The following is a 912-nucleotide window of genomic DNA, read 5'->3' as shown; positions in this document are numbered from 1 at the left end:
CGTCGAGCACAATAAGTTTTTCGGTGAACTGGGGATAATTGAAGGCAAAGCTCATGGCGACCATCCCGCCAATGTCGTGTCCCATGATCTGCACTTTCGTCAACCCCAGTTGCTGTACCAGGGCCAGAATATCGGTTGCCATCGTTTTCTTATCGTAACCGGATTGCGGCTTTTCGGAACTACCCATCCCGCGGATATCTATAATCAACACCCGGTATTTTTGAGCCAATGCTGCGRCAATGGGCTGGTATGAATACCAGGTTTGCGGCCAGCCGGGCAGACAAATCAGTGGGGTGCCGCTACCGCCTTCTACGTAGTGCAGGCGAACGCCGTTTACCGTTGCATACTGATTCGTAAAACCCGGGAGATGTTGAATTAAAGCTTCGTCAACATATTGATCCTGAGAAGCTAAGGTATTTGGTTTCGTCTTTGAGTCATGGTTTACGTTTTTTGATGAGCTCAAAAGTAACGGGGGCTGCAAAAGGGCAAAACTACCAAATGGTAGAGAATGACTACTATCGGATTTTTTTCCGGATTCGGCTCAGGGCATTGGGCGTGATACCCAGCACGGCGGCTACCTGCTTCACTGGTACTTTGTGAATGAGATCCGAATGCGTCATGAAAGACAGATACCTTTCCTCGGCGGACATGGTTTGGAAATTCATGAGCTGGTCAATCATTCGTACCGTGGTTGCCTCCCAGATTTTTCTGCCAAACTCTTTCCCAGGCGGCTACCTGCCCATACAGGAAATCCATATCCTTTTTATCGATCACGATTCAACTTCGTCTCTTCGATGGCTTCAATATTAAACCGCGTGGGTTTTTGTGGGTGCAGGCTTGAGATTTCAGTGAAGAACTCATTCCTGAACATAACCCAGGTGGTATTTTCCTGATCATGAAGCTCATAGAAAA

At 47.7% G+C, this 912-nt stretch carries 2 protein-coding genes; both read right to left on the bottom strand.

Features of this window, described 5'->3' with window-relative positions; genetic code table 11:
• Positions 1-463 (bottom strand): alpha/beta fold hydrolase (locus tag BWI97_RS27265; protein ID WP_146011114.1); only part of this gene is annotated, 463 nt, incomplete at its 3' end.
• Positions 464-515: 52 nt separating this feature from the next.
• Positions 516-680, bottom strand: coding sequence for a hypothetical protein (locus tag BWI97_RS28210; protein ID WP_199182149.1), 165 nt, complete (start codon positions 678-680; stop codon positions 516-518).
• Between the last annotated feature and the right edge of the window lie 232 nt (positions 681-912).

The organism is Siphonobacter sp. BAB-5405 (assembly GCF_002872335.1).
In the GTDB taxonomy this organism is placed as follows: domain Bacteria; phylum Bacteroidota; class Bacteroidia; order Cytophagales; family Spirosomataceae; genus Siphonobacter.
This window is presented reverse-complemented; position numbering and strand designations above follow the sequence as displayed.

What these genes read in the sequence shown, in the direction of transcription:
- BWI97_RS28210 (WP_199182149.1), bottom strand. Translation starts at nt 680, where the DNA reads ATGATTGACCAGCTCATGAATTTCCAAACCATGTCCGCCGAGGAAAGG.